Origin of the sequence: Muricoccus harenae (assembly GCF_009848505.1) — a bacterium.
GTDB lineage: Bacteria > Pseudomonadota > Alphaproteobacteria > Acetobacterales > Acetobacteraceae > Roseomonas > Roseomonas harenae.
Window position 1 is genome coordinate 68569 of the sequence record NZ_WWDL01000018.1, and the last position, 22311, is coordinate 90879.

Here is a 22311-nt window from a genome sequence, read left to right on the forward strand (position 1 = left end):
GGGCTGTGCAGGACCTGGGCCGGGGCGGCATGGCGCGTGCTACCACTCCGGTCCTTGGAACTGCCCGGGACGCATTCATGCCGGATGACATCTCCGCTTCCCCTCAGCCGGGCTCCGAAGAGGCGCCCTTTGAGCAGGCTTTGGCGCGGCTGGCCGAGGAGGCCAGGCGGCAGCTCGAACTGCTGGATTACCCGCGGCATCCCTGGGTGCCCTCCCGCGGGGAGGGGGTGCTGGATGTCGCGATCATCGGTGCGGGGCAGACGGGGCTGGTGACCGCCTTCGGGCTGCTGCGGGAGCGGGTGGAGCGGGTCCGGGTCTTCGATGCCGCGCCGAAGGGCGGGACAGGGGTCTGGACAACCTTCGCGCGGATGCGGACGCTTCGGACCCAGAAGCATGTGACCGGGCCGGACCTGGGCATCCCGGCGCTGACGCCGCGGGCCTATTTCACGGCGCGCGACGGCGCGGCGGCCTGGGAGGCGCTGCACAAGATCGGGCGCGTGGATTGGCAGCGCTACCTGGATTGGGTGGAGGCGGTGCTGAATCTGCCGGTGGCGCATCGGCATCGGTTGCTGCGGATCGGGCGAACCGGGGTGAGCGAGCCGCTGGAGCTGGTGTTCGGCACAGACGAGGGCGAGCTGGTGGTGCGCGCCCGGAAGCTGATCCTGGCGACGGGCATGGACGGGATGGGCGGCTGGGCAATCCCGGCGCCCTTCGATGCGCTTCCCACCGGGCGGGTTTCGCATACCTCCGGCCCGGTGGATTTCGCGGCGCTGGCGGGGAAGCGGGTGCTGGTGGTGGGAGCCGGGGCCTCGGCCTTCGACAATCTGGCGACGGCGCTTGAGGCTGGGGCGGCGCAGGGCATCATGCTGGTCCGGCGGGCGCGGATGCCGCGGGTGAATCCCTTCCGCTGGATGGAGCAGTCGGGCTTTCTCGGGCAGGTCTATGCGATGCCGGATGCGATGCGCTGGCGGTTCATGCAACACATCTTCGCGCTGAACCAGCCGCCGCCGCAGGAATCCTGGAACCGCGTCTGCGACGATCCGCGCTTCGAGCTGCATATGGGCAGCCCGGTGTCCGGCGCGCGGGAGGAAGGCGGCGAGGTGGTGGTGACGACGCCGCGCGGGGAGCACCGGGGAGATCACGTGATCATCGGCACGGGGACGGCCTTCGATCTGTCGCTGCGGCCGGAGCTGGCGCCCTTCGCGGAGCAGATTCTGCTGTGGCGCGATGTGTACACGCCGCCAGCGGGGCTGGAGTTCCCGGCGCTGGGAGCCTGCCCTTATCTGCGGGATGATTTCTCGATGCGGGAGAAGGCGCCCGGGGCGGCGCCGTTCCTCGCCCATGTGCATATGATCAACTACGGCTCCACAGCGTCGATGGGGCTGTCGGGGGCGACGATCAGCGGGATGAAATATGGGACGGCGCGGCTGGTGGACGGGATCTGCCGGCGGCTTTGGCTGGAGGATGCAGGGCAGCATCTGGAAAGCCTGCTGCGCTACGACGAGCATGAGCTGACGAGCGAAATCCGGCAGGAACTTGCGGCGGTAGCGGAATGAAGGCCTCGGCACTTTCCACCCATGTGCTGGACACCGCGAATGGCGTGCCGGCTGAGGGAATGTCGGTGGAGCTGTGGCGCATAGATGCGTCGCCGGTGCTGTTGCGGCGCGCGGTGACCAATGCAGATGGACGCACCGACGAGTTGCTGCTGCCACCGGAAGAGTTTGCGGCGGGGCGGTATGAGTTGCGTTTCGACGTGGGTGCATATTTCGCTTCACGCAACGGCGATCCCGGTTTCCTCGGCGTGGTCGCGCTGAATGTCGGGCTGCAGGCGGGCGCGGGGCATTACCATGTGCCGCTGCTCTGCTCGCCCTGGGCCTATTCCACCTATCGCGGTTCGTAGGGCGAGGGGTCGTTCAGCCCAGCGGGGGCGTCAACCGCCGGGTCGGGGCGGATGAGATCGGCATCGTTCTCCGCGACCTTATTGGCGCGCTTGCTCACGGGCCAGCAAGCCAACCATTCGGGCGGGCAGGGGCGAAGCAGGTCGAGCAATCCTTCGGGCTCGACCTCGGCTTCGCCCAGCCAGGCAGGCTAGGCTTCGCGCGGCAGGATTACGGGCATTCGGTGGTGCAGCGGCGCCTGCTTCGGATTCGCCTCGGTGGTGATGATGGAATAGGTGCGAAGCCAACTGCCGTCGGGATCCTTCCAGCCTTCCCAGATGCCGGCGAAAGTCATCGGCTCGCCGCTCGCCAAGGCAACCGCGAAGGGCTGCTTCGGGTCCCGCGGGCGGGCCTCCTTCGGCGAAAGCCATTCGTAGAAGCCGTCGGCCGGGACGAGGCAGCGGCGCTTGGCGAAGGCCTCTCGGAAGGAAGGCTTCTGCGCGACGCCATCGGCCCGCGCATTGATCAGCCGCGCGCCACCTTTCGCATCCTTCGCCCAATGCGGCACGAGGCCCCAGCGCAGCAGGTCCAGCTGGCGGTGGCCGGTCTGCGGATTACGGCGCAGCACGACGCCGTCCTGCGTGGGCGCCATGTTCCAGTTGGGGGCGAAGTTCGGCATGGGGTTGGTGGCGGGCGTGCCGTAATAGTTAGCCAGCCCGGCCGGATCACGCTGGAGGAAATATCGCCCACACATCCGCCGTCCCCGCCCCGCCGCTCCGTTGCAATCGGTCATGTTGGGCGGCCCAGCGCCCCGGCAACCCGGCTTGCCTGCCCACGTTCTTAACCCAGAGCAAGTTGGAAAGGAGAGACGCCATGGCGATCGATAAGGACCGCGTTGAGGGTTCCCTGAAGCAGGCCGGTGGTGCCGTGAAGGAGAACGTGGGCGCGGCGATCGGCGACACGAAGATGGAGGCCGAGGGTGCGGCCAAGCGCGCAGAGGGCAAGGTCCAGAACGCCGCCGGTGGCGTGAAGGACAAGGCCCGCGAGGTTCTCGACAAGAACTGAGCCGCCATCCTGGTATGAGCGGGGCGGGCTGCTTGCGGGCGGCCCGCCCTTTTCGCATGTCAGAAGGGCAGGATCGCATCCAGAACCTGCTGCCCGTAGCGGGGCTGCTGCACGTCACTGACCGTGCCGCGTCCGCCATAGGCGATGCGCGTTTCTGCCAGCCGGTCATGCTGCACTGTATTGTCGCTGGCGATGTCCTGCGGGCGGATGATGCCGGCGATGTTGAGGTCCCGCATTTCGTGGTTCACGCGCACCTGTTGCCTTCCCCCCACGACGAGATTGCCGTTGGGCAGCACCTGCGTGACGGTGGCGGCGATGCGCAACGTCACCGCCTCGTTCCGCTGGATGCGGCCGTTGCCGGCGGAGGTGTTGGCGGAAGAGGCCTCGACGAGTCGTGACGGGTCGATGCCTTCGGCGAGGAAGCGCGTGTAGGAGGAATCGAGGCCAAGCAGGCGAGGGATTCCCATATTCTCGGAATTATCGCGGGAGCGCTCGGTGCTGTTCGATAGATCCGCCGTGTCCTTGATGGAGACGAGGATGGTGATCAGGTCTCCGACGCTGGCCGCGCGCTGGTCTCGCAGGAAGGTGCGGCTGCCTGGGCGCCAGAGGCTGTTGGCGGAGAGGTTCCGCGCATCCTGCGGCGCCGGCATCGGCATGGAGACGGGCTGGTAGCCAGGGCTGCGCGTCGGATCGGCGATGGGGGCCATCTCGGGCGCGCGGCCGATGCGGGAGAGGCGTTCCGCCGTGCCGCAATGCGCGAGCAGAAGCGGCAGGAGAAGCAGGACGATACGCATGCCGGCCGCCTTCAGCGGCTGACCGGGGCGCTGCCGAAGGCGACGCGCACGCGGCCGGGGCCGATGGCCTGACCTTCGATGACGGAGCGGGAGGCGAGGTTCATCACGGGCACGACCTCCCCGCGCGCCGCGCTGGCCATGGCGCGGCCCTGCGCCGTCATGCTGAGGCCGGGGCCCTCCATCAGCATGGTGACCATGGCGTTCTTCTCGATGACGGTGGGCAGGGTGAGGTCGTTCAGCGCGAAGGGGAGATTGCTCGCGACCGGGCGGCGCAGCGCCCGGCCGACGACCTGACCAGGATCCGTGGCAAGGCCGGGGCGAACCCGCTCGGCACGCTGACGGACGAGGCGAAGATCGGCGGGGCCCACCACTTCGCCCAGCGCCATGCGGCGGGTCGCGATCACCACGGCTGCGGTGGCGACGCCGCGGCCGGCGAGGCGGAGGCGCAGGGTGGGCATGCCTTCCGCCACCACGACCAGCGTGGCGGAGAATCGGTTCGTCGCGGGTTCGAAGGCTGGCTGCTCGAGCGCGAGTTGCGTGAAGGCGGCGAACGGGACCATAGGCGGCTGGAAGCCGGGCAGTTCCAGCTCTGCCTCAGGGTCCAGGCCCATGCGGCCGAGATCGCCGCGAAGGAGGTCCAGCACTTCCTCGCGCGGCACGCTGCGGCCCGGGCGCTCCACCACCACCGTGTCGGCGGCGGTGAGGGGGCGCCAAGCCAAGCCGTTCGCACGTGCAATGGCGAAGAGCTGGGCCGGCTCCACCACCACGCGCCGTCCTGGCGCGGGGGCGGGGCCAACGACACGCCCGGCATTTTGCCCGGCATTGTCGAACAGGTCCGAAAGGCGGATGGCGGCGTCCTCCACCACCGCATGCGGGCGGAGGAGGGCAAGATCGGCGCGCGCCCCCTGGCAGAGCAGGGTTACAAGGAGCAGCAGGGCAAGGACGAAGCGCATCATCCCCGCCTCCTCAGCGCAGCCGCGCGAGCGTGTTGAGCATCTCGTCGCTCGCGGTGATGACCTTGCTGTTCATCTCATAGGCGCGCTGGGCGGTAATGAGGCTGGTGATCTCCTGCACGACATTCACGTTGGAGGTCTCGATGAAGCCCTGCATGACATTGCCGTAGCCAGGTGCGCCGGCCGCGCCCTGCTGCGCGGCACCTGAGGAGGGGGAGGCCATGAGGAGGTTGTCACCGACCGCCTCAAGCCCACCCTCATTCGCGAAGACGGCGAGCTGGAACTGGCCGACATTCTGCGGGGCCACCTGTCCGTCGATCTTCACCAGCACTTCGCCATTGCCGTTGATCGTTACATCCCGCGCATTCGCAGGGATGGTGATGCCGGGCATCACGGGATAGCCCTCGGCGGTGACGACCACGCCTTCCGGCGAGAGGCCGAGCGTGCCGTCCCGGGTATAGGCGGTTTCGCCGGAGGGAAGCTGGACCTGGAGGAAGCCGTTGCCGCGGATGGCAACGTCGAACTTGTTCTCCGTCTGCTGCAGGCTGCCCTGCTCGTGGATGCGGTAGACGCCGGCCGTGCGGACGCCGAGGCCGACCTGCGCACCCGACGGCAGTGTGGTGCCGGTGTCGGAGGACTGCGAGCCGACGCGGCGCATGTTCTGGTACATGAGGTCCTGGAACTCCGCGCGGCGGCGCTTGAAGCCCGTGGTGCTCATATTGGCGATGTTGTTGGAGATGACCTCGACATTGGTCTGCTGGGCCATCATGCCCGTGCCGGCGGTCCAAAGGGCGCGCATGGGCTAAGCTCCGATCGCCGGCGAGGGCCGGACTGTTCCGTGGTGGTGCAGGTGGCGCGCGCGCATCAGCCACGCTTCCGCAGGATGCGCTCGACGGCGCTGGAGAGGCGTTCGCCCTCCTTCTCCGCGAATTGCGCCATGAACTGGAATTCCCGCATTTCGGCGGTAAGGCGCGTCATCTCCAGGACGGGGCGCACATTGCTGCCCTCCACAGCTCCCTGGACGAGGGCGGGACGCTCGATGGCCTCCGGGGCCTGGCCGTTTCCAGCGGCCAGCAAGCGGTCGCCCTCCGCCTGCATGCGCTGCGGCTCGGCGAAGCGGACGATGCGGATCCGGCCGATCTCCCCATTCTCGCTGGAGAGCGTGCCGTCACCGCGTATGGTCAGGCGCGTGTCCGTGGGAGCGACGCGGAGAGGGTTGCCCGCTGTGTCGAGCAGGGCGTTGCCTTCCATGTCCAGGATCCCCCCACCCGGGCCGAGTGAGAAGCGACCGGCGCGGGTGTAGCGCTCGCCGCGCGGAGTCTGGACAGTGAAGAGGCCATCACCGGAAATGGCGATGTCGAGCGGATTGCCGGTGGTCTGGACCGGACCAGGCGCCTCGTCGCGCCAGGTGGCGCGGTCCTGCGAGAAATGCACGGACTCGCCACCGGGCAGGGCGCGCAAATCCCGCTGGCGTTCGAGATACTCGCCGAAGACGGAGCGCGTGGCGCGGAAGCCGGGGGTTTCCGCATTCGCCATGTTGTGGGCGAGCACAGCCGTCGCGCAATTCTGCGTCACCAGCCGCGAGAGGGCTATGTAGCCGCAATGTCCATCAGTTCATCCCTCCGCGCCGTGTGCCTTCTGCATCCGGTTCGCCAGTCTGCGGCGCCATGGTTGCGGAAGTGTTTGCGCAACCCGCGTGCCAGGGACTTCGTGGGGGGCGGGCTGCACGGCCTGCCGGGGGCGGGCAGGAAATGCCGGACGGGTGGCAAATCCTCGCCGGGAAAGCCTTTGTTAAGCGGGGCCGGCCGAGGATCGCTCCATCGGAACGGCAGGAAGCACCCGACACCCCATGGCGCAGGCGGCGACACCCACGGCGGATGGAGCGAAGGCTCCGGGGAATGGCAGCCGCAAGAAGCTGATGCTGCTGGCGTTGCCTCTGCTCCTGGCTGGCGCGGGGGCGGGGCTCTGGTTCAGCGGCATGCTGCCTTACAGCCCGTCCTCCGGTAATGGGGCCGAGGGGGAGCATGGCGGTGCGGCCTCGGCCGGACAGACGACGCGCGCGCCGGTCTTCCTGGACATGCCCGAGATCCTGACGAACCTGAACGTGACGGGGCGGCGTGCCACCTTCATCCGGCTGCGCTCCAAGCTTGAGTTAAGCTCCGAAGGCGATGCGGCGGCGGTGCAGGCAGCCATGCCGCGGCTGCTGGACCTGTTCCAGACTTATCTGCGCGAGATGCGCCCCGAGGAGCTGCGGGGCAGCCAAGGCACATACCGGCTGCGAGAGGAGTTGCGCGTCCGCGCCGGAATTGCCGCCCACCCGGCAAAGGTGCTGGACGTGCTCTTTGTCGAGATGATCGTCCAGTGAGCCCGGCCGACGGGATGGAGGAGGAGGACCTCGCCGCCGCCTGGGGGGCGTCGCTGGAGGAGGAGGCGCCGCCTGGCGGGGCCGATGCGGCGCGGGTGCTGAACCAGGCGGAGATCGACAGCCTTCTCGGCTTCGATGGCGATGAGGCCGGTGAGGCGAAGTCTGGGATCGAGCGGATCATCAGCAGCGGGCTCGTCTCCTACGAGCGGCTTCCGATGCTGGAAATCGTGTTCGACCGGCTAGTGCGGCTGATGAGCACGACCTTGCGCAACTTCACCTCCGACAATGTGGAGGTCTCGATCGACGGCATCGTCTCGCTCCGCTTCGGCGACTACCTCAACTCCATCCCGCTGCCGGCGATGCTCGCGGTGACGAAGGCGAAGGAGTGGGACAATTACGGGTTGATGGTCGTCGACTCGGCGATGATCTACTCCGTGGTGGACGTGCTGCTGGGCGGGCGGCGCGGCACGGCCGCGATGCGGATCGAGGGGCGGCCCTACACCACCATCGAGCGGACGCTGGTGGAGCGGCTGATCGGCGTGGTGCTGCGCGACATTTCAGCCGCTTTCGAGCCGCTTTGCCCGGTCGAGTTCCAGTTCGAGCGCCTGGAGGTGAATCCGCGCTTCGCTGCGATCTCGCGCATGTCCAATGCCGCGATCCTGGTGAAGCTGCGGGTGGAGATGGAGGACCGTGGCGGACGGATGGAGCTGCTGCTGCCTTATGCCACGCTGGAGCCGGTGCGCGAACTGCTGCTGCAGCAGTTCATGGGCGAGAAGTTCGGGCGCGATTCGATCTGGGAGAATCACCTGGCGGATGAGCTGCGCCACACGGATGTGGCGCTCGACGTGGTGCTGGATGACCAGCCCCTGCCGCTTTCGACCGTGATCAACCTGAAGCCCGGTGACCGGCTGACGTTGAATGTCGGCCCCGGGGCGCCGGTGCGGCTGCGCTGCGGCGAGGTGCCGCTGTTCGAAGCGATGCTCGGGCGGCGCGAAAATCGGTTGGCGGTTCGGATCGAGCGCGAGCTGAAGCGGATGGGCGCGGAGGAGGAGGCATCGGCGTGAGCAATGCGGAGTGGATCCTGCAGGGCGTTCTGTTGGCGCTGCTGACTGCGGCGCTGCCCTTTGCGCTGCGGCTGGAGCGAGGATTGGCGGCGCTGCGCCGGGACCGGGCGGCGCTGGCGGATGGGGTGCAGGGATTCGAGGTGGCGACGCGCGAGGCGCAGTCGGCATTGTCCGGGTTGCGTGGGACGCTTGAGGTCCAGGCCCGGCAGGCGGCGAAGGCGGAAGCATTACGGGATGACCTTCGCTTCTTGGTGGAGCGCGCGGAGGGTTTGGCCGACCGGCTTGAGGTGCTGGTGCGCCAGGGGCGAGCGGCGCCTCAGCCCGTGGCCGGTGCAGAGGGCGTGGCGCCGCGCAGCCAGGCGGAGCGGGACCTGCTTCAGGCGCTGAGGATGGCGCGTTGAGGGCGGTGTTCGCACGGCTGCAGCGGCCAAGACTGCTGCCCCTGATCCTGGCTGCCTGCGCTGGACTGGCGTTGGTGAAGGCCGAAGGGTTGTGGCGAGGAATTCCGGGCGAAGCGGGAATCGTCGCGAGCGCGGCGGCTTCGGCACCGCCGATGCCTGCTCCGTCGCGGGCTGCCCCGCCGGTGGCGGCTGCTCCGCCGCCGCCGGATCCGGTGGACCAGGCCGAGCGCGCGCTGCTGGGGCGCCTGCGGGAAAGGCGGCTGGAGATGGACGCGCGCGAGGCGGCGATTTCCGCGCGAGAGGCGATGCTGGGCGCGGCCGAACGGCGGCTGACGACGCGGCTGGAGGAGATGGCGGCGTTGCAGGCCCGGCTGGAGGCGCTGGAGCGCGGCCGGGGTGAGCGCGAGGAAGCAGGCTGGCGAGGGCTGGTGAAAACCTACGAGACGATGCGGCCGCGCGATGCGGCCACCGTTTTCGACGATTTGGAAATGCCTGTGCTCGTACAGTTCGTGAACCGGATGCGGGAGGCGAAGGCCGCGCCGGTGATCGGGGCCATGCGGCCCGATCGGGCCCGCAGCCTGATCGCGGAGCTGGCCCGGCTCCGCAGCGCGAACAACCGGACAGATTGAGAGGAGAAGCTTATGGCCCTGGACAAGAACACCAGCGTGCTGATCGTGGACGACTACAAGACGATGCTGCGCATCATCCGGAACCTGCTGAAGCAGCTCGACTTCGACAATGTGGAGGAGGCGACGGACGGGCAGGAGGCGCTGTCGAAGCTGCGCGTCGGGAATTTCGGCCTGGTCATCTCCGACTGGAACATGGAGCCGATGACCGGGCTCGACCTGCTGAAGGAGGTGCGGGCGGATGCGCGATTGAAGTCCACGCCTTTCATCATGATCACGGCCGAGAGCAAGACCGAGAACGTGGTGGCGGCGCGTGCGGCAGGCGTTTCCAACTACATCGTCAAGCCGTTCAACGCCGAGACCTTGCGCGAGAAGATCGAGAAGGTGATGGCCCATGCGTAAGGTCGATCGCGCGGAGATCGCGCTGCAGGTCATGACCGGCCTCGGCAAGACCGAGGCGGCGCTGCTGCAGGAGCTGGAGTCGCTCGGGAGGATGGTCGCCGCCGCGAAGGAGGAGATCGCGGCGATGCGGGTGGAGAATGTGGATGCTACGCATCTGCCCGCCGCCACGGATGAGCTGGACGAGGTGGTGAAAAGCACCGCCGATGCCGCCAACGAGATCCTGGATGCCTGCGAAGCACTAGAGAACCTGCAGCCGAGCCTGTCGGGGGCTGCCGCGGAGACAGTAGGGGCCTGCGTGACCCGCATCTACGAGGCCTGCGCCTTCCAAGACATCACCGGTCAGCGCATCGGCAAGGTGGTGAATGCGCTGAAGCAGATTGAGCAACGCGTGCGGGAGACAACGGGGCGTTACGCGCCTTCCGCCGCGCTGCCCGCCCGCAGCGCGCCGCCGCGCACGGAGGGCGAGCGGCTGGCAAATGGGCCACAGCCGATGGCGGCGGCCTCGTCCCAGGCGGAAATCGACGCGCTGTTGGCGAGCTTCGGCTGATGCACGGCGCGGCGGCTTTCGCGGCCTGCAGTCTGGTTCTTCTCGCGACGCCCGCGATGGCGGAACGGGTGGGGGTGCGGGTGGGCGACCATCCGGGCCACGGGCGCGTGGTGCTGGATCTCGCCGCGCCGGGCCTGCCGTATCAGGTGGAGGAGGATGCGGGCGGCGTGAGGGTGCGGCTTGGGTCGGACCTTGCCATCGAGCTTCCTTCGCCGCGTCGGTTGCCGCGAAATTTGCAGGGGCTGAGTGCGGAAGCGGACGGGCTGCGAATCGTGACGCGGCCTGGTTCCCGCCTCCGGCACTACCGGCTGGGCAGCCGCGTGGTGCTGGATGTGATGGATGGTGGCACGCCTGCGCCACGGGCGGCGGAGGCGCGGCCTGCGTCGGCGCCTCGGAACCCGCGGACGCGGGGTGCGGTTCCCCTTGGCGAAGTGGCGGCGCCAGTTGCGGCAGCCGCGCCAGTGCCTGTTGTTGCGACCCAGCCGCTGCCAGCCAGGGCAGCTCCGCCCGTCCAGGCGTCGGCTTCAGTGCAGGCCCCGGCGCAGGGGGCGGGCGCTGCACCGGAGGGGAGGAACGAAACGGCGGCTGCAGGGCTCCCGCTGCGCGCCGTGGCGGTCGCGGAAGGGCGCGCTCTCGCCCTGCCCGTGCCCGCGGAGACTGGGTTGGCGATCCTTCGTCGCGGCGATCTGCTGCTTGTTGTCCTGGACCAGCCGCACGCGCTGGACACCGCGTCGCTCCGGGGGGATGCGGTTTTCGGTGGGCTGCGTGTGGAGGTGCTGCCCGAGGCAACGGTCCTGCGTCTGCCGATCGCGGAACCAAGCGCGCTGCGCGCGCAACGCGAAGGCGATCGGTGGTTGTTGGAGGCGAAGCCATCTCCCACCCGCGAGCGCTCAATCCTGGCCGAGGCCGAGAATGGTCGGTTGGTGCTGCGCGTGGCACTGCCGGGGCGCCCCGTGCCGATTCCCGATCCCGAGACGGGCTTGCCGCTGCTGGTGGGCACGGTACGGGAGGCGGGACAGGCAGGGCCGGTTTCCCGCAGCCTCGCGCAGATGGATCTTGTGGCGACGCAACTCGGCATCGCGGCGCTCGCGCGGGCAGATTCGGTGGCCTTGCGTCGGGCGGGCGACCAGTTCCTGCTGTCGGGCGTCGCGGGTGCAACGACCATGGCTGAAATGGCCGAAGCCGGCTTCATGACCCGGTTGATGGAGCTTCCCGCCCTGGGTTCCGGCGCGGCGCAGGAGCGCCTTAAGGCGCAGCAGGCGAGCATCGCGGCGGCTCCGCCCTTGGCGCGCCTGCCGCTGCGTCGGGCAGCGGCGGAGGGGCTGCTGGCCCTCGGGCTCGCGCAGGAGGCACAGGCGATGATCCGTCTGTCTTTCCAGGAAGATCCCCGCGCCTCCTCCGATCCCCGCAGCCTGCTGGTGCATGCGGCATCGGCGCTGCTGGCGGGGCGGCAGGCGGAGGCACGGGGCCTCTCCGGCGCAAGCTTCCCGGCGAATGATGAGGTGACGTTCTGGCGTGCGGCGCTGGCGGCCACTTCGGGGGATGGGCCAGCCGCGCCGGGCTTCGCGGCGACGCTGCCGCTCCTCCTCGCCTATCCGGAGGCGCTGCGGGCGCGGCTGCTTCCGCTGGCGGCCGAGGCAATGATCGGGGGCGGTGATCTCGCGGCGGCGCGGCGCCTGCTGCGCGCGGCCGGAGATCGGCCCGATCTTGGATATGCACGCGCACGAATGGCCGAGGCAGAGGGACGCGGGGACGAGGCCCTCACCCTCTATGCGGCGGTGGCGGAGGGGCGGGATCGGCTGTCGCGGGCGCGGGCGCTGCGGCGATCGGTCGATTTGCGGCTGCAGTCTGGTTCGCTGGATCCAGCTGGTGCGGCTGCGGCGCTGGAAGCTGCAATTTTCGCTTGGCGGGGCGATGAGGAGGAGTTCGGGGCGCGGCTACGAGTCGCGGAGCTTCGGCTAGGCGTCGGAAATGGGCGCGCCGCGCTCGACCAGCTGAAGGAGACCGGCCAGGCCTTTCCGGATCGCATCGCGGCGCTTCGGCCGGTGCAGGAGGCGACCCTGCTGCAGGCGCTGGCCGATGAGGCGCCGATGGTAGCGCTCGCGCTTTCCGAGGCACATGCGGGGCTGTTGCCGCGAGACGGGCGGGGAGCGGAGGCCCTGTCCCTGCTGGCGGAGCGGGTGGCAGCGATGGAACTGCCAGATCGCGGCGTGGTGCTGGCCGAACAGGCGCTGGAGCGAGGCACCTTGGCGCAGCGCCCAAGGCTGGCGCTTCGCCTGGCCACTCTGCGGCTAGCCGAGGGCGACGCAGCGGGCACGCTCTCGGCCTTGGAGGCGGTGGTTGGGGCGCCGGAGGACGCGGTTGGGCGTGGCCTGCTGGCGGCACAGGCGAAGGCGCGGTTGGGTGCGACGGGAGAGGCGGTGAGGGTGCGACGGGAGAGGCGGTGAGCATCCTGCGTGCCCTTGGCCTACCAGGATTGCGGCCGCTTGCGGCCCTGCTGGCGGAGCGGCAGGACTGGGCGGGTGCTTCGGATGCGCTGGCCGCCCTCGCCACCCAGGCTGAACCGGCGGCGATGCCGCGGGACGTGCTGGATGCTGCTGCCTTCGCCGCGCTGGGCGGGGATGCGGCGCGGCTGGCGGGTCTTCGCTCTGCCTGGCTGGCCCGGATGGCAGAGGGGGCGGCAAAGGAGGCTTTCGGGCTCTTAACGGAAGACCCGGTACGGGGGCTTTCCGATCTCCCGAGGCTCCAGCGTGAACTGGACCTTTTCCGGGGATTCCCTCATCTGCTGGAGGCCTTCCGGACAGCGGCTCTAAGTTCAAGATAAGCCACGCGTCGAGCGCGGGGGGGAGCCGCGTTTTTTTCGGCCCGCAAGGGGCAATTTCACTTGCGGTAGGGGGCCGGTTGCATCATATCCGGCGCCGTTGACCTGATCGAATTCCCGATCACCCTGGTCATCACCGGTCGAGGATGGGGGGCCCGCCTATGGACGCTCTTGTTGCTCCGCTGGGGATGAATTCGGATTACAGCCCGAGCGAAGCCCTGCACACGGAAGAGACGAAGGATTACTTCGTCGAGAAAAACGGCGTTCGCTTCGCCGGGACGCATCTGATCATCGATCTGTGGGGGGCGACGAATCTCGACGACCCCGCGCATATCGACGAGGTGCTGCGCGAAGCCGCCATCGAGACGGGGGCGACGATCCTCCACGGCCACTTCCACCACTTCCAGCCGAATGGCGGGGTGAGCGGCGTGCTCGTGCTGGCGGAGAGCCATGTCTCGATCCACACCTGGCCCGAGAAGTCCTACGCGGCGCTGGATATCTTCGTCTGCGGGGTCTGCGACCCCTATCTGGCGATCCCGGTCCTGAAGCGCGGCTTCCTGCCGGAGCGGGTGCAGCTGGCGGAGCACCGCCGCGGCATGCAGGCCTGACACTAAGGCTTCACGAGACGTGACCGGGGGCGGGCCCTAGGGTCCGCCCCCTTCTTCTTGTCCGGAGAGTTGCGATGACCACCGATTCCTGGGTGAATGAGACGCTGTATCCGGCTTGGGGGCAGCGCTTCCGCGTGGCCCGCGAGCTGGCTCGGGTGAAGTCCGATTTCCAGGACATCATGGTGTTCGAGTCGGAGACCCATGGCCGTGTCATGCTGCTCGACGGCGTGGTGCAGATCACCGAGATGGACGAGTTCGTCTATCAGGAGATGCTGACGCATGTGCCGCTGCTGGCGCATGGCAATGCGAAGCGCGTGCTGATTATTGGCGCGGGGGATGGCGGCGTGCTGAGGCGCGTGCTCGAGCACAAGAACGTCGAGAAGGCCGTGATGGTCGAGATCGACGGCGAGGTGATCCGGCTTGCCAAGGAGTTTATGCCTGGCATCGCGGGTGACGCGTGGAACGACCCGCGCGCCGAGGTGCTGGTGGCGGATGGCATCGATTATGTCCGCAAGGCGGAAGCCGGGAGCTTCGACGTGGTGATCGTCGACAGCACCGACCCGATCGGCGTGGGCGAGGTGCTGTTCACGGACGAGTTCTACGCGAATGCGGCGCGGCTTCTCTCGGAGCGCGGGCTGATCGTGAACCAGTGCGGTGTGCCGGTGATGCAGGCTGAGGAATTGGCCGAGACCTCCCTGCGACGTGGCAAGGTGTTTCCGGATATCTGGGCCTATGTCGCGGCTGTGCCGACCTATGTAGGCGGCTACATGACGCTTGGTTGGGCGGCGAAGGATGCGGGGATGCGTGCCGTGGGTGTCGACGAGATCCGGAAGCGCGCGGAGAAGGCCGGGATCCTCGGCACCACCGGCTACTGGACGCCCGAGATCCATGTGGGCGCATTCCAGCTGCCGCCCTATATCGCCAAGCATCTTCCCCAGAAGGGCTGAGGCGGTTTCGGCCGCCGCGTTCCACCGGTTCCCGTAATGGCCGCTGCCGGCCGCGCCGAGGGTTTACTCCCTTCGGCGTGGCGCCCGGCAGCGGATTGGGAACGCGGGGGCGCGGCGGCCGCGATGCCCCAGCCAGTGGCGGCTTCGGCCGCCGTGTTCCACCGGTTCCCGTGATGGCCACTGCCGGCCGTGCGAAGGGTTGATCCCTGAGCGCGGCGCCCGGCGGCGGATTGGGAGCGCGGGGACACGGCGGCCGCATTCCGTTCAGGGCTACTGGCCCGAGAAGCCCTGGACAAGGCTGGCCGAGACGAGGCGCCAGCCATCGACCATCACGAAAAAGATGATCTTGAAGGGCAGGGCCACCACGCTCGGCGGCAGCATCATCATGCCCAGGGACATGAGGAGCGATGCCGTGACCAGGTCGATGACCAGGAAGGGCAGGAACATCAGGAAGCCGATCTCGGAGCCGCGCTTCAACTCGCTGACCATGAAGGCGGGAACGAGGGCGCGCCAGGGCGTCTGATCGGCGCCGGCCGGCGGAGGCAGCTGCGCGAGATCCAGAAAGAGGGCGATGTCGGAGTCTCGGGCATTGGCAGCCATGAACTTGCGGAAGGGCTCGGCGGAGGCGGAGAGGCCGTCCAGTTCCGTGATCTGGCTGGCCAGCATGGGCTGCAGGCCCTGTGCCCAGGAGGTCTCGATCACCGGCTGCATGACAAAGAAGGTGAGGAAGAGCGCAAGGCCGATCAGCACCGGGTTGGGCGGGATGCCCTGCGCGCCGATGGCGCTGCGCAGCAGGGAAAGCACGATGACGATGCGCGCGAAGGCGGTCGCCATCACCAACAGCGAAGGTGCGAGCGAGAGCAGGCCAATAAGGGCGGTGAGCTGCACCAGGCGCGCGGTGCTTCCTGAGGCCGAGCCACCGAGATCAAGCGAGACGGATTGCGCCAGCGCCGCTCCTGGCAGCAGCAGGAGCATGGCAGAGGTCAGAGCCAGGCGATAAAGCTGTCTTGCGGTCCGCCGGTGACGAGCAGCGCCTCGCGCCCGTCGACGCGCAGGATCACGGCACGGCGGCGGGAATCGACCGGCGTTGCCTCCACCACGCGTATTCGGCGCGGGGCGGCCGTCGCCAAGCCACCACGCCGGGCCAGACGCGCCACGATCCAGAGCAGGCCCAGCACCAGTGCCAGTGCGCCGGCAACGCTGATCCACTGGTTCATACCCCCGCTCATGCGTGGGCCCGCTCATTCACGCGGTGTGGAGAGGTGGGTGTGCAGCCCCTCCACCTTCGCCAGAAGGCCGCTGAGGGTAGGGCGCGCGGCGCGGCCTTCCTCCGGCGGCAAGGCGGCGGCGTCGCAGATAGTCGCGACTTCCTTGTCCAGCCCGTGAAGGTCGAGGCTCCGTCCCGACAGGAGGAGGAGCCGAGCGAGGCTCAGCACGCCATCGAGCTCTTCGGCGGCGGCGAGTACGGCATTTTGCGGCGTGCTCGTCATGCGGCGGAGATTGCCGGGGTTAGTCTGCGAGTTCGTTAACGGCGCGCGGGGGCGCGGTTGAGGATCGGTTAGGGAAGTGGGCGGATGATGCCCGGCATGGATCGCCCGAGCCTGGCCGCCACCAATCCGATGGATCTTGCCGAGAGCCGGCTGCGTTGGCTCGACCGGCGGCAGGAGGTGCTGGCCCGTAACATCTCCAATGCCGACACACCGGGCTACCGCGCGCGGGACATCACTCCCTTCGCGGAGCATCTGTCGCGCGCGGGCGGGGTGGGTACCCTCGCGCGGACCGATGCGCGGCACATGGCGGCCGTGGGCGGCGACGGACCGCGCGCGAAGGCGGAGCCAGCGGCGGAGGTGACGCCGGACGGTAACGGCGTTTCGCTCGACGAGCAGGCCATGAAGGTGGCGGACACGGATTCGGCCCATGCGTTGGCAATGGGTTTGTACCGGCGTTGGACCGCGATGTTCCGCACGGCGCTTGGGCGCAACGGCTGAGGCGACGCAAGGATTAGGAGGAGGGTCGGATGGAACTCGACAAGGCGCTCCGCATTTCGGCCGCGGGCATGGCGGCGCAGTCCACGCGATTGCGCGTGGTGGCGGAGAACCTGGCCAATCGTGACAGCACCGGCGAAAGCCCGGGCGCGGATCCCTACAGGCGTCGCACGGTCAGCTTCGCCAACCGCGTGGATCGTGCGGCGGGGGCTCAGCTGGTGGGCGTGTCGCGCATTGGCCAGGCACCGGGCGAGTTCCCGCGCCACTACGATCCTGCGCATCCCGCCGCCGATGCGCAGGGCTACGTGAAGACGCCCAATGTGGATAGCCTGATCGAGGTGATGGACATGCGCGAGGCGCAGCGCTCCTACAACGCCAATCTCTCGGTGCTCGAGACAACGCGCGGCATGCTCACGCGCGCGATCGAGGCGCTGCGCTGATGCCGGCACCGATCGGCACGGCGGTTGCCGCCTATCGCAGCGCGGCGTCATCGCTGGGTGCGGGATCCTCGATCGCGCCGAACGTCGCAGAGGGCTTCGGTGGCGCGCTGAAGCGCGCGATCGAAGGGGCGGTAGAGACTGGTCGCCAAGCGGATACAGCAAGCACCGGCGCATTGATGGGCACGGTGAGCGTCACCGACACCGTGCTGGCGGTGAGCCGCGCGGAGATGGCGCTGCAGACGGCCGTCGCGGTGCGGGACCGCGTCGTCGCCGCATACCAGGACGTGATGCGGATGCCGATCTGATCACCGGGAGACGCGGTGGATGGGAGTGGATCTGGTTGCGCAGTCCATGCGCGATGCGTTGTGGGTCTGCCTACAGGTGGGCGTGCCGCTGCTGGTCGCCCTGCTGGTGGTGGGGCTGGTCATCTCCGTGCTGCAGGCGCTGACTCAGATCCAGGAGGCCTTGCTCGCCTTCCTGCCGAAGCTGGCGGTGGCGGGCGGGATGATGCTGATGCTTGGGCCGTTCATGGTGGATGTCATGCAGGGTTGGACCGTCACGCTGTTCGAGCGGATGGTCACAGTCGGCGGCCTGCCGTGACAGAGGCCGCCTTCCTCGGCGCACTGCCGGTGCTCGCCTTCCAGGCAGTGCTGGTGCTGGCGCGCATGGGGGCGGCGGCGATGATTCTACCCGGGCTGGGGGAGCAGGATGTTCCTGCCTCCGTGCGGCTGGTGGTGGCGCTCGGCCTTGTGCCGCTGTTGCTGCCGGTCCTTGCACCGGAGCTGCCGGAGGCACCGGATTCCGTGGGCGAGGCGGTGCGGCTGATGGTGCTGGAGGTCGCGGCTGGGTTGTGGATCGGCGGGCTGGCGCGGTTGCTGGCCCTGGCACTTTCGGTCGCGATGCAGATGGGGGCGTCGCTATTGGGGCTTTCAGCTATCCTGGTGCCGGATCCAGCGCTGGGGGGCGGCGCCTCGGCGCTCGGGCGGCTGGGAACCCTGGCGGCGGCGGTGCTGGTGCTGTCCAGCGGGCTGCATGCTCTGCCGTTGCGGGCGCTGGCCGAGTCCTATGCGCTGATGCCGCCGGGTTCGCCCTGGCCGGCGGGCGCGGCCGCGGCGGAAATGGCCGAGGCGGGCGGCGAGATGCTCGCGCTGGCGCTGCAGCTGGCGGGCCCCTTCGTGGTGGCGGCGGTGGTGATCAACCTGGCCATGGCGCTGGTGGCGCGGGTGGCACCCTCGGTGCAGGTGTTCTTCGTGGCGGCGCCGGGCCAGATCCTCGCTGGGCTGGCCTTGCTGGCCCTGCTGGCGCCGTCGATGCTCGGGCTGTTCCACCAGGCGCTGCAAGCTGGATGGTCCACGCTGCCGGGGCTGCGCTGAGCCATGGCGGAGGAGGGCGGCGGCGAGGCGGAGGACCGGACGGAAGCCCCCAGCGGCAGACGCCTGGAGAAGGCGCGCGAGGATGGGCAGGTTCCCAATTCGCGCGAGGCCTCCGGCTTTGCGGCCTTGCTGCTCGCGGCGTGGATGGCTCTACCCTCGATGGGACGGGACCTGTTGCGGGCGCTGCGCGGCATCTTCGAGCGGGGGCATGAGCTGTCGGCAGAGCAGGCGCTGGAACTGCTAATGCCTTCCGGGCTGGTGCTGCTGCCGGTGCTGGGCGCGGCCGCGCTGGGAGCGGTGGCGACGACACTGCTGCAGACTCGCGGGCTGGTCTCAGCGAAAGGGCTGGCGCCGCAGCTATCGCGGCTTTCCCCAATGGCGGGGGTGAAGCGGATCCTGGGGGCGGAGGCGCTCCTCGAATTCTTTAAGACGCTGCTGAAGATGGCGCTGGTGGGTGGCGCCATCTGGCATGCGGGCGGGGCCCCCGGCCTGCTGGAGGCGGTGATGCACCAGCCGGCGGCCGCATTGCTGGGGGTGGTGGCTGATCAGGGGCTGCGGCTGGTGGCGGCGACGCTGGCTGCCTTCGCGCTCTTGGCAGGCGCCGACCTGTTCCTTGTGCGCTTCCGCCATCTGCGCCGGCTGCGGATGAGCCGACAGGACATGAAGGAAGAAGCGAAGGACGCGGAAGGCGATCCGCATGTGAAGGCGAAGCAGCGCGCCATCCGGCAGCAGCGGGCGCGGCAGCGCATGCTGGCGGCGGTGCCGAAGGCGGCGGTGGTGATCACCAACCCCACGCATTTCGCGGTCGCCCTCGGCTATGAGGAGGGTTCCTCAGCGGCACCGCGGATTCTGGCCAAGGGCGCGGATGAAGTGGCGGCACGGATTCGCGAGACGGCGCGGAAGGCGGGGGTGCCGCTGGTCTCCAACCCACCACTGGCGCGGGCGCTGTTCCGGCTGGAGGTGGATACGGAAATTCCGGTGGAGCATTACCAGACTGTGGCGGAGATCATCGCCTTCGTCTGGCGTGCGCGGGCGCTGCCGCCGGCGTGACGGCGCGTCATCCCATGATGGATCTTCCCCTGCTGCGCGCTAGGCTGCGGTCCATGGCGGATAGCGGGTGGCAGGGGCTGGGGCTTCCCCCTTTCGGGGGACTCCGGTCGGAGGCGGGGGAGCCGGGGCTGCTGGCCCTGCTGGACGGGCTGCCTTGCGGCGGCGCGCTTATCGACAGCCAGGGCCGGCTGCGGCGGACGAATCTGGCGTTGCGCGGGCTGATCGGACCATCGCTGCCCCTGCGGGAGGGGTTGCCGGTCGCGGCGCTGGTCGAGCCTGGGATGCGGGAGGTGGTGTGGCAATGGCTCGGCGGGGAGGGCGCGGCCCCGCTGGAGGTGGCGCTCGCCGTGCCGGAGGGGCAGGTGCCGGTGCTCGCGCTGTTCCGGCTGGCGCCGTTACCGGAGGGGCTCCGGGCCCTGCTGGTGGAGGACCTGTCCGAGCGGACACGGCGGCGGGAGGAGGCGGAAGCCGGCGAGAGGCTGCGGGCGGTGGGGCAGCTTGCTGGCGGAATCGCGCATGACATCAATAATCTGCTGTCCATTATTTTGGGGGCGATGGACCAGGCGGGGGCCGTTGCGCCGGAGGCTATGGCGGAGCTGCAGCCGGCCCGGGACGCTGCCTCGCGCGGGGCGGCCCTGGTGCGGCGGCTCCTGGCTTTCGCGCGGCGGCAACAGCTGGAGCCACGGGTAATCGACCTGGATGAGGCGGTCGCCGGCACCGCGGCCATGTTGCGGAGCCTGCTGGGGCCGAGCACCGCGCTGGAGCTGCGGCCGGGCGCGCTGGGGCGCCGGGTGCGGGTCGATCCGGTGCAGTTAGACCAAGTGTTGTTGAACCTGGCCACGAATGCGCGGGACGCCATCGCGGGTGCGGGTGCGGGTGCGGGGGCAGGGGAGGGGCGGTTGACCATCGCCACCGACACGGCCGTCGCGCTGCGCGAGGAGCCGGGCGTGCCGGATGCCTTGCCGCCGGGGCGTTGGGCGGTGCTGGAGGTGACCGATACCGGTCCCGGCATTCCGGCCGAAATGCTTCCGCGTATCTTCGAGCCCTTCTTCACCACCCGCGCGGCGCAGGGCGGCACGGGGCTGGGGCTGGCAACGGTCCATGGCATCGTCCGCCAATTAGGTGGTGCGCTGCAGATCGAGAGCCGGCCGGGGATGACGCGGTTCCGCATCCATCTTCCCCGGCATGAAGGGGAGGCGGAGGAGGCCGCCTCCGCGCCGCCATCCGCGCCGGGCAAAGGGGTGGGGCGGCATGTGCTGCTGGTGGATGACGAGGCGCCGCTGCAGCGGCTGGCCGCGGTGGCGCTGGAGCGGGCCGGGCATCGGGTGACCCAGGCGGAGGATGGCGACTCGGCACTGGAACTGATCGAGGCGGGGCTGGAGCCGGGCGCCATGGTGTCCGATATCGCCATGCCAGGGCTGGACGGGGTGGCGCTGGCGCGGGCGGCGCGGCGGCACAGGCCCGGCCTGCCGGTGGTGCTGATGAGCGGCTATGCTGAGGCCGCGCTGGGGCTTTCGATGGAGCGGGACGGGATCGTGTTCCTGCCCAAACCTTATCGTCCGGCGGAGCTGGTTGAGGTGGTTTCCGCGCTCCCCTGAGGCTATGTTCGACTTGATTTCCGGCCTGAGAACATAATATGAACACCCAGGGCCGGAACGGCGTTTCGCGCTTGTGCGTGACCGCTTCGGAAGGTTAACAAGGTTGTGAGCGGGGCGACCTGAAAGCCGCTTCCTCAACCACCGGTGGTAAGCACCGGACGCCGTAAGGGGCATCTCCAGTATGGAAAAGAACAAGGCTCTCGAAGCCGCCCTCAGCCAGATCGAGCGGTCCTTCGGGAAGGGCTCGATCATGCGTATGGGGGGTAAGCAGATCAACGAGGATGTGGAGGTCATCTCCACCGGCTCGCTCGGTCTGGACCTGGCGCTGGGGATCGGCGGGCTGCCCAAAGGGCGCGTGATCGAGATCTACGGTCCGGAGTCCTCGGGCAAGACGACGCTGGCGCTGCAATGCGTCGCCGAGGCGCAGAAGAAGGGCGGCACCTGCGCCTTCATCGATGCCGAACATGCGCTCGACCCCGGCTATGCCCGCAAGCTGGGCGTGGACGTGGACAACCTGCTGATCTCGCAGCCGGATGCCGGTGAGCAGGCGCTGGAGATCGCCGACACGCTGGTGCGCTCGGGCGCGATCGACGTGCTGGTGATCGACTCCGTTGCGGCGCTGGTGCCGCGAGCCGAGCTCGAGGGCGAGATGGGTGACAGCCATGTCGGCCTGCACGCCCGCCTCATGTCTCAGGCGCTGCGCAAGCTGACGGGCTCCATCGCCCGCTCCAACTGCATGATGATCTTCCTCAACCAGATCCGGTTGAAGATCGGCGTCATGTTCGGCAACCCGGAGACGACGACGGGCGGCAACGCGCTGAAGTTCTACGCCTCCATCCGCCTCGAGATCCGCCGCATCGGGCAGATCAAGGATCGCGAGGAGGTCACGGGCAACCAGACTCGCGTGAAGGTGGTGAAGAACAAGATGGCCCCGCCGTTCCGGCAGGTCGAGTTCGACATCATGTATGGCGAGGGCGTCTCCAAGGTGGGCGAGCTGCTCGATCTCGGCGTGAAGGCCGGGGTGGTGGAGAAGTCGGGTGCCTGGTTCTCCTGTGACAGCCAGCGGATCGGCCAGGGGCGCGAGAACGCCAAGCAGTTCCTGCGCGACAACCCCGCCATGGCGGATAGCGTGGAGCAGCGCATCCGCGCCCAGGCGGGCGTGGTGGCCAATTCCATGATGGTCAGCGCCGACACCGAAGAGGCTGCCGCGGCCGAGTGATCGATGCCGGCCCACGGGGCCGGGACGGACGGGGAAGGGGCCGCACCTTATCGGGGTGCGGCCCTTTTTCTTTGGGGGACGCCGGGCGCCAAGTAGCGCGATTATTATTTTGTGCCCGCATCGTCGGGCGCCCAGAGTTCCAGCGTCCGGCCTAGCTCAGCGCCCCGGCCGGCACC

Annotated in this window: 29 protein-coding genes; 21 read left to right on the top strand and 8 right to left on the bottom strand. The window is 69.0% G+C overall.

Annotation, left to right across the window (positions count from 1 at the left end; genetic code table 11):
• Positions 1-77: 77 nt before the first annotated feature.
• Together GSE44_RS14175 and uraH are read left to right on the top strand one after the other, a co-directional pair.
• Complete coding sequence (locus GSE44_RS14175; RefSeq protein ID WP_159349483.1) at positions 78-1556, top strand: SidA/IucD/PvdA family monooxygenase; 1479 nt, start codon at positions 78-80, stop codon at positions 1554-1556.
• A complete protein-coding gene (gene uraH, locus GSE44_RS14180) occupies positions 1553-1900 on the top strand; it encodes a hydroxyisourate hydrolase (RefSeq protein WP_159349484.1) in 348 nt (115 codons plus the stop codon). Before GSE44_RS14175 ends, uraH begins: the two co-directional genes overlap by 4 nt.
• Before the next feature lie 188 nt (positions 1901-2088).
• On the opposite strand, the gene GSE44_RS14185 is transcribed toward uraH, so the two are convergent.
• Positions 2089-2631 (bottom strand): SOS response-associated peptidase, encoded by a 543-nt coding sequence (locus GSE44_RS14185; RefSeq protein ID WP_235924807.1) that lies wholly within the window; start codon positions 2629-2631, stop codon positions 2089-2091.
• Between the two features lie 119 nt (positions 2632-2750).
• Between GSE44_RS14185 and GSE44_RS14190 the strand changes: the two genes are divergently transcribed.
• Positions 2751-2942, top strand: coding sequence for a CsbD family protein (locus GSE44_RS14190; RefSeq protein WP_328799081.1), 192 nt, complete (start codon positions 2751-2753; stop codon positions 2940-2942).
• A 59-nt stretch (positions 2943-3001) separates the two neighbouring features.
• Here the strand turns inward: GSE44_RS14190 and flgH are convergent, their stop codons facing one another.
• From flgH to GSE44_RS14210, 4 genes are all read right to left on the bottom strand, one after another.
• Positions 3002-3736, bottom strand: a complete 735-nt coding sequence (flgH, locus tag GSE44_RS14195) for a flagellar basal body L-ring protein FlgH (protein ID WP_159349485.1) — start codon at positions 3734-3736, stop codon at positions 3002-3004.
• An 11-nt stretch (positions 3737-3747) separates the two neighbouring features.
• Positions 3748-4692, bottom strand: coding sequence for a flagellar basal body P-ring formation chaperone FlgA (gene flgA, locus GSE44_RS14200; protein WP_159349486.1), 945 nt, complete (start codon positions 4690-4692; stop codon positions 3748-3750).
• Between the two features lie 10 nt (positions 4693-4702).
• Positions 4703-5488: a flagellar basal-body rod protein FlgG gene (flgG, locus tag GSE44_RS14205; RefSeq protein ID WP_159349487.1), complete on the bottom strand. Its 786-nt coding sequence runs from the start codon at positions 5486-5488 to the stop codon at positions 4703-4705.
• A gap of 65 nt (positions 5489-5553) precedes the next feature.
• Positions 5554-6282, bottom strand: a complete 729-nt coding sequence (locus tag GSE44_RS14210) for a flagellar hook-basal body complex protein (protein ID WP_268893658.1) — start codon at positions 6280-6282, stop codon at positions 5554-5556.
• Between the two features lie 256 nt (positions 6283-6538).
• On the opposite strand from GSE44_RS14210, the gene GSE44_RS14215 reads away from it, so the two are divergent.
• From GSE44_RS14215 to speE, 10 genes are all read left to right on the top strand, one after another.
• Positions 6539-7054, top strand: coding sequence for a flagellar basal body-associated FliL family protein (locus tag GSE44_RS14215; RefSeq protein WP_159349488.1), 516 nt, complete (start codon positions 6539-6541; stop codon positions 7052-7054).
• Positions 7051-8118, top strand: coding sequence for a flagellar motor switch protein FliM (gene fliM, locus GSE44_RS14220; RefSeq protein ID WP_457852165.1), 1068 nt, complete (start codon positions 7051-7053; stop codon positions 8116-8118). The genes GSE44_RS14215 and fliM overlap by 4 nt, the downstream gene beginning before the upstream one ends.
• Positions 8115-8519, top strand: coding sequence for a DUF6468 domain-containing protein (locus GSE44_RS14225; RefSeq protein WP_159349489.1), 405 nt, complete (start codon positions 8115-8117; stop codon positions 8517-8519). Before fliM ends, GSE44_RS14225 begins: the two co-directional genes overlap by 4 nt.
• The gene (locus GSE44_RS14230) at positions 8516-9148 is read left to right on the top strand and encodes a MotE family protein (protein ID WP_159349490.1); all 633 of its coding nucleotides are present in this window, start codon (positions 8516-8518) and stop codon (positions 9146-9148) included. The genes GSE44_RS14225 and GSE44_RS14230 overlap by 4 nt, the downstream gene beginning before the upstream one ends.
• A gap of 12 nt (positions 9149-9160) precedes the next feature.
• Positions 9161-9547, top strand: coding sequence for a response regulator (locus GSE44_RS14235; protein ID WP_159349491.1), 387 nt, complete (start codon positions 9161-9163; stop codon positions 9545-9547).
• The gene (locus tag GSE44_RS14240) at positions 9540-10094 is read left to right on the top strand and encodes a protein phosphatase CheZ (RefSeq protein WP_159349492.1); all 555 of its coding nucleotides are present in this window, start codon (positions 9540-9542) and stop codon (positions 10092-10094) included. Before GSE44_RS14235 ends, GSE44_RS14240 begins: the two co-directional genes overlap by 8 nt.
• Positions 10094-12541: a hypothetical protein gene (locus GSE44_RS14245; protein WP_159349493.1), complete on the top strand. Its 2448-nt coding sequence runs from the start codon at positions 10094-10096 to the stop codon at positions 12539-12541. Before GSE44_RS14240 ends, GSE44_RS14245 begins: the two co-directional genes overlap by 1 nt.
• Positions 12538-12918, top strand: a complete 381-nt coding sequence (locus GSE44_RS14250) for a hypothetical protein (protein WP_159349494.1) — start codon at positions 12538-12540, stop codon at positions 12916-12918. Before GSE44_RS14245 ends, GSE44_RS14250 begins: the two co-directional genes overlap by 4 nt.
• A gap of 158 nt (positions 12919-13076) precedes the next feature.
• On the top strand, positions 13077-13523 hold the full coding sequence (speD, locus tag GSE44_RS14255; RefSeq protein ID WP_159349495.1) for an adenosylmethionine decarboxylase: 447 nt from the start codon (positions 13077-13079) through the stop codon (positions 13521-13523).
• 74 nt (positions 13524-13597) lie between these two features.
• The gene (speE, locus tag GSE44_RS14260) at positions 13598-14470 is read left to right on the top strand and encodes a polyamine aminopropyltransferase (RefSeq protein WP_159349496.1); all 873 of its coding nucleotides are present in this window, start codon (positions 13598-13600) and stop codon (positions 14468-14470) included.
• Positions 14471-14740: 270 nt separating this feature from the next.
• Here the strand turns inward: speE and fliP are convergent, their stop codons facing one another.
• The 3 genes from fliP to GSE44_RS14275 are packed head-to-tail and all read right to left on the bottom strand — an operon-like array spanning position 14741 to position 15960.
• A complete protein-coding gene (gene fliP / locus GSE44_RS14265) occupies positions 14741-15445 on the bottom strand; it encodes a flagellar type III secretion system pore protein FliP (RefSeq protein WP_159349497.1) in 705 nt (234 codons plus the stop codon).
• 8 nt (positions 15446-15453) lie between these two features.
• Positions 15454-15699 carry a flagellar biosynthetic protein FliO gene (locus tag GSE44_RS14270; protein ID WP_159349498.1) on the bottom strand — a complete coding sequence of 82 codons (246 nt, stop codon included), beginning with the start codon at positions 15697-15699 and terminating at the stop codon, positions 15454-15456.
• Positions 15700-15711: 12 nt separating this feature from the next.
• Positions 15712-15960 carry a hypothetical protein gene (locus GSE44_RS14275; protein ID WP_159349499.1) on the bottom strand — a complete coding sequence of 83 codons (249 nt, stop codon included), beginning with the start codon at positions 15958-15960 and terminating at the stop codon, positions 15712-15714.
• Between the two features lie 96 nt (positions 15961-16056).
• Between GSE44_RS14275 and GSE44_RS14280 the strand changes: the two genes are divergently transcribed.
• The 8 genes from GSE44_RS14280 to recA all read left to right on the top strand — a co-directional run bounded on the left by GSE44_RS14280 (position 16057) and on the right by recA (position 22135).
• Entirely contained in the window at positions 16057-16458 is a 402-nt protein-coding gene (locus GSE44_RS14280) for a flagellar basal body rod protein FlgB (protein ID WP_235924809.1), read from the top strand.
• A 29-nt stretch (positions 16459-16487) separates the two neighbouring features.
• Positions 16488-16895 (top strand): flagellar basal body rod protein FlgC, encoded by a 408-nt coding sequence (gene flgC / locus GSE44_RS14285; RefSeq protein ID WP_159349501.1) that lies wholly within the window; start codon positions 16488-16490, stop codon positions 16893-16895.
• Complete coding sequence (gene fliE, locus GSE44_RS14290) at positions 16895-17200, top strand: flagellar hook-basal body complex protein FliE (protein WP_159349502.1); 306 nt, start codon at positions 16895-16897, stop codon at positions 17198-17200. The genes flgC and fliE overlap by 1 nt, the downstream gene beginning before the upstream one ends.
• Positions 17201-17219: 19 nt before the next feature.
• Entirely contained in the window at positions 17220-17495 is a 276-nt protein-coding gene (locus GSE44_RS14295) for a flagellar biosynthetic protein FliQ (protein WP_159349503.1), read from the top strand.
• Positions 17492-18268, top strand: a complete 777-nt coding sequence (locus tag GSE44_RS14300) for a flagellar biosynthetic protein FliR (RefSeq protein ID WP_159349504.1) — start codon at positions 17492-17494, stop codon at positions 18266-18268. The genes GSE44_RS14295 and GSE44_RS14300 overlap by 4 nt, the downstream gene beginning before the upstream one ends.
• 3 nt (positions 18269-18271) lie before the next feature.
• Positions 18272-19318, top strand: coding sequence for an EscU/YscU/HrcU family type III secretion system export apparatus switch protein (locus GSE44_RS14305; protein ID WP_159349505.1), 1047 nt, complete (start codon positions 18272-18274; stop codon positions 19316-19318).
• A 14-nt stretch (positions 19319-19332) separates the two neighbouring features.
• Positions 19333-20916, top strand: a complete 1584-nt coding sequence (locus GSE44_RS26255) for an ATP-binding protein (protein ID WP_268893657.1) — start codon at positions 19333-19335, stop codon at positions 20914-20916.
• 181 nt (positions 20917-21097) lie between these two features.
• Positions 21098-22135 carry a recombinase RecA gene (recA, locus tag GSE44_RS14315; protein WP_159349506.1) on the top strand — a complete coding sequence of 346 codons (1038 nt, stop codon included), beginning with the start codon at positions 21098-21100 and terminating at the stop codon, positions 22133-22135.
• The last annotated feature ends 176 nt before the right edge of the window (positions 22136-22311 follow it).

Coding starts and splice junctions, on each gene's coding strand:
- GSE44_RS14175 (WP_159349483.1), top strand. CDS start 78: ATGCCGGATGACATCTCCGCTTCCCCTCAGCCGGGCTCCGAAGAGGCG.
- uraH (WP_159349484.1), top strand. CDS start 1,553: ATGAAGGCCTCGGCACTTTCCACCCATGTGCTGGACACCGCGAATGGC.
- GSE44_RS14185 (WP_235924807.1), bottom strand. CDS start 2,631: ATGTGTGGGCGATATTTCCTCCAGCGTGATCCGGCCGGGCTGGCTAAC.
- GSE44_RS14190 (WP_328799081.1), top strand. CDS start 2,751: ATGGCGATCGATAAGGACCGCGTTGAGGGTTCCCTGAAGCAGGCCGGT.
- flgH (WP_159349485.1), bottom strand. CDS start 3,736: ATGCGTATCGTCCTGCTTCTCCTGCCGCTTCTGCTCGCGCATTGCGGC.
- flgA (WP_159349486.1), bottom strand. CDS start 4,692: ATGATGCGCTTCGTCCTTGCCCTGCTGCTCCTTGTAACCCTGCTCTGC.
- flgG (WP_159349487.1), bottom strand. CDS start 5,488: ATGCGCGCCCTTTGGACCGCCGGCACGGGCATGATGGCCCAGCAGACC.
- GSE44_RS14215 (WP_159349488.1), top strand. CDS start 6,539: ATGGCGCAGGCGGCGACACCCACGGCGGATGGAGCGAAGGCTCCGGGG.
- GSE44_RS14235 (WP_159349491.1), top strand. CDS start 9,161: ATGGCCCTGGACAAGAACACCAGCGTGCTGATCGTGGACGACTACAAG.
- GSE44_RS14240 (WP_159349492.1), top strand. CDS start 9,540: ATGCGTAAGGTCGATCGCGCGGAGATCGCGCTGCAGGTCATGACCGGC.
- GSE44_RS14245 (WP_159349493.1), top strand. CDS start 10,094: ATGCACGGCGCGGCGGCTTTCGCGGCCTGCAGTCTGGTTCTTCTCGCG.
- speD (WP_159349495.1), top strand. CDS start 13,077: ATGGACGCTCTTGTTGCTCCGCTGGGGATGAATTCGGATTACAGCCCG.
- speE (WP_159349496.1), top strand. CDS start 13,598: ATGACCACCGATTCCTGGGTGAATGAGACGCTGTATCCGGCTTGGGGG.
- fliP (WP_159349497.1), bottom strand. CDS start 15,445: ATGCTCCTGCTGCTGCCAGGAGCGGCGCTGGCGCAATCCGTCTCGCTT.
- GSE44_RS14270 (WP_159349498.1), bottom strand. CDS start 15,699: ATGAGCGGGGGTATGAACCAGTGGATCAGCGTTGCCGGCGCACTGGCA.
- GSE44_RS14275 (WP_159349499.1), bottom strand. CDS start 15,960: ATGACGAGCACGCCGCAAAATGCCGTACTCGCCGCCGCCGAAGAGCTC.
- GSE44_RS14280 (WP_235924809.1), top strand. CDS start 16,057: ATGGATCGCCCGAGCCTGGCCGCCACCAATCCGATGGATCTTGCCGAG.
- flgC (WP_159349501.1), top strand. CDS start 16,488: ATGGAACTCGACAAGGCGCTCCGCATTTCGGCCGCGGGCATGGCGGCG.
- fliE (WP_159349502.1), top strand. CDS start 16,895: ATGCCGGCACCGATCGGCACGGCGGTTGCCGCCTATCGCAGCGCGGCG.
- GSE44_RS14295 (WP_159349503.1), top strand. CDS start 17,220: ATGGGAGTGGATCTGGTTGCGCAGTCCATGCGCGATGCGTTGTGGGTC.
- GSE44_RS14305 (WP_159349505.1), top strand. CDS start 18,272: ATGGCGGAGGAGGGCGGCGGCGAGGCGGAGGACCGGACGGAAGCCCCC.
- GSE44_RS26255 (WP_268893657.1), top strand. CDS start 19,333: ATGATGGATCTTCCCCTGCTGCGCGCTAGGCTGCGGTCCATGGCGGAT.
- recA (WP_159349506.1), top strand. CDS start 21,098: ATGGAAAAGAACAAGGCTCTCGAAGCCGCCCTCAGCCAGATCGAGCGG.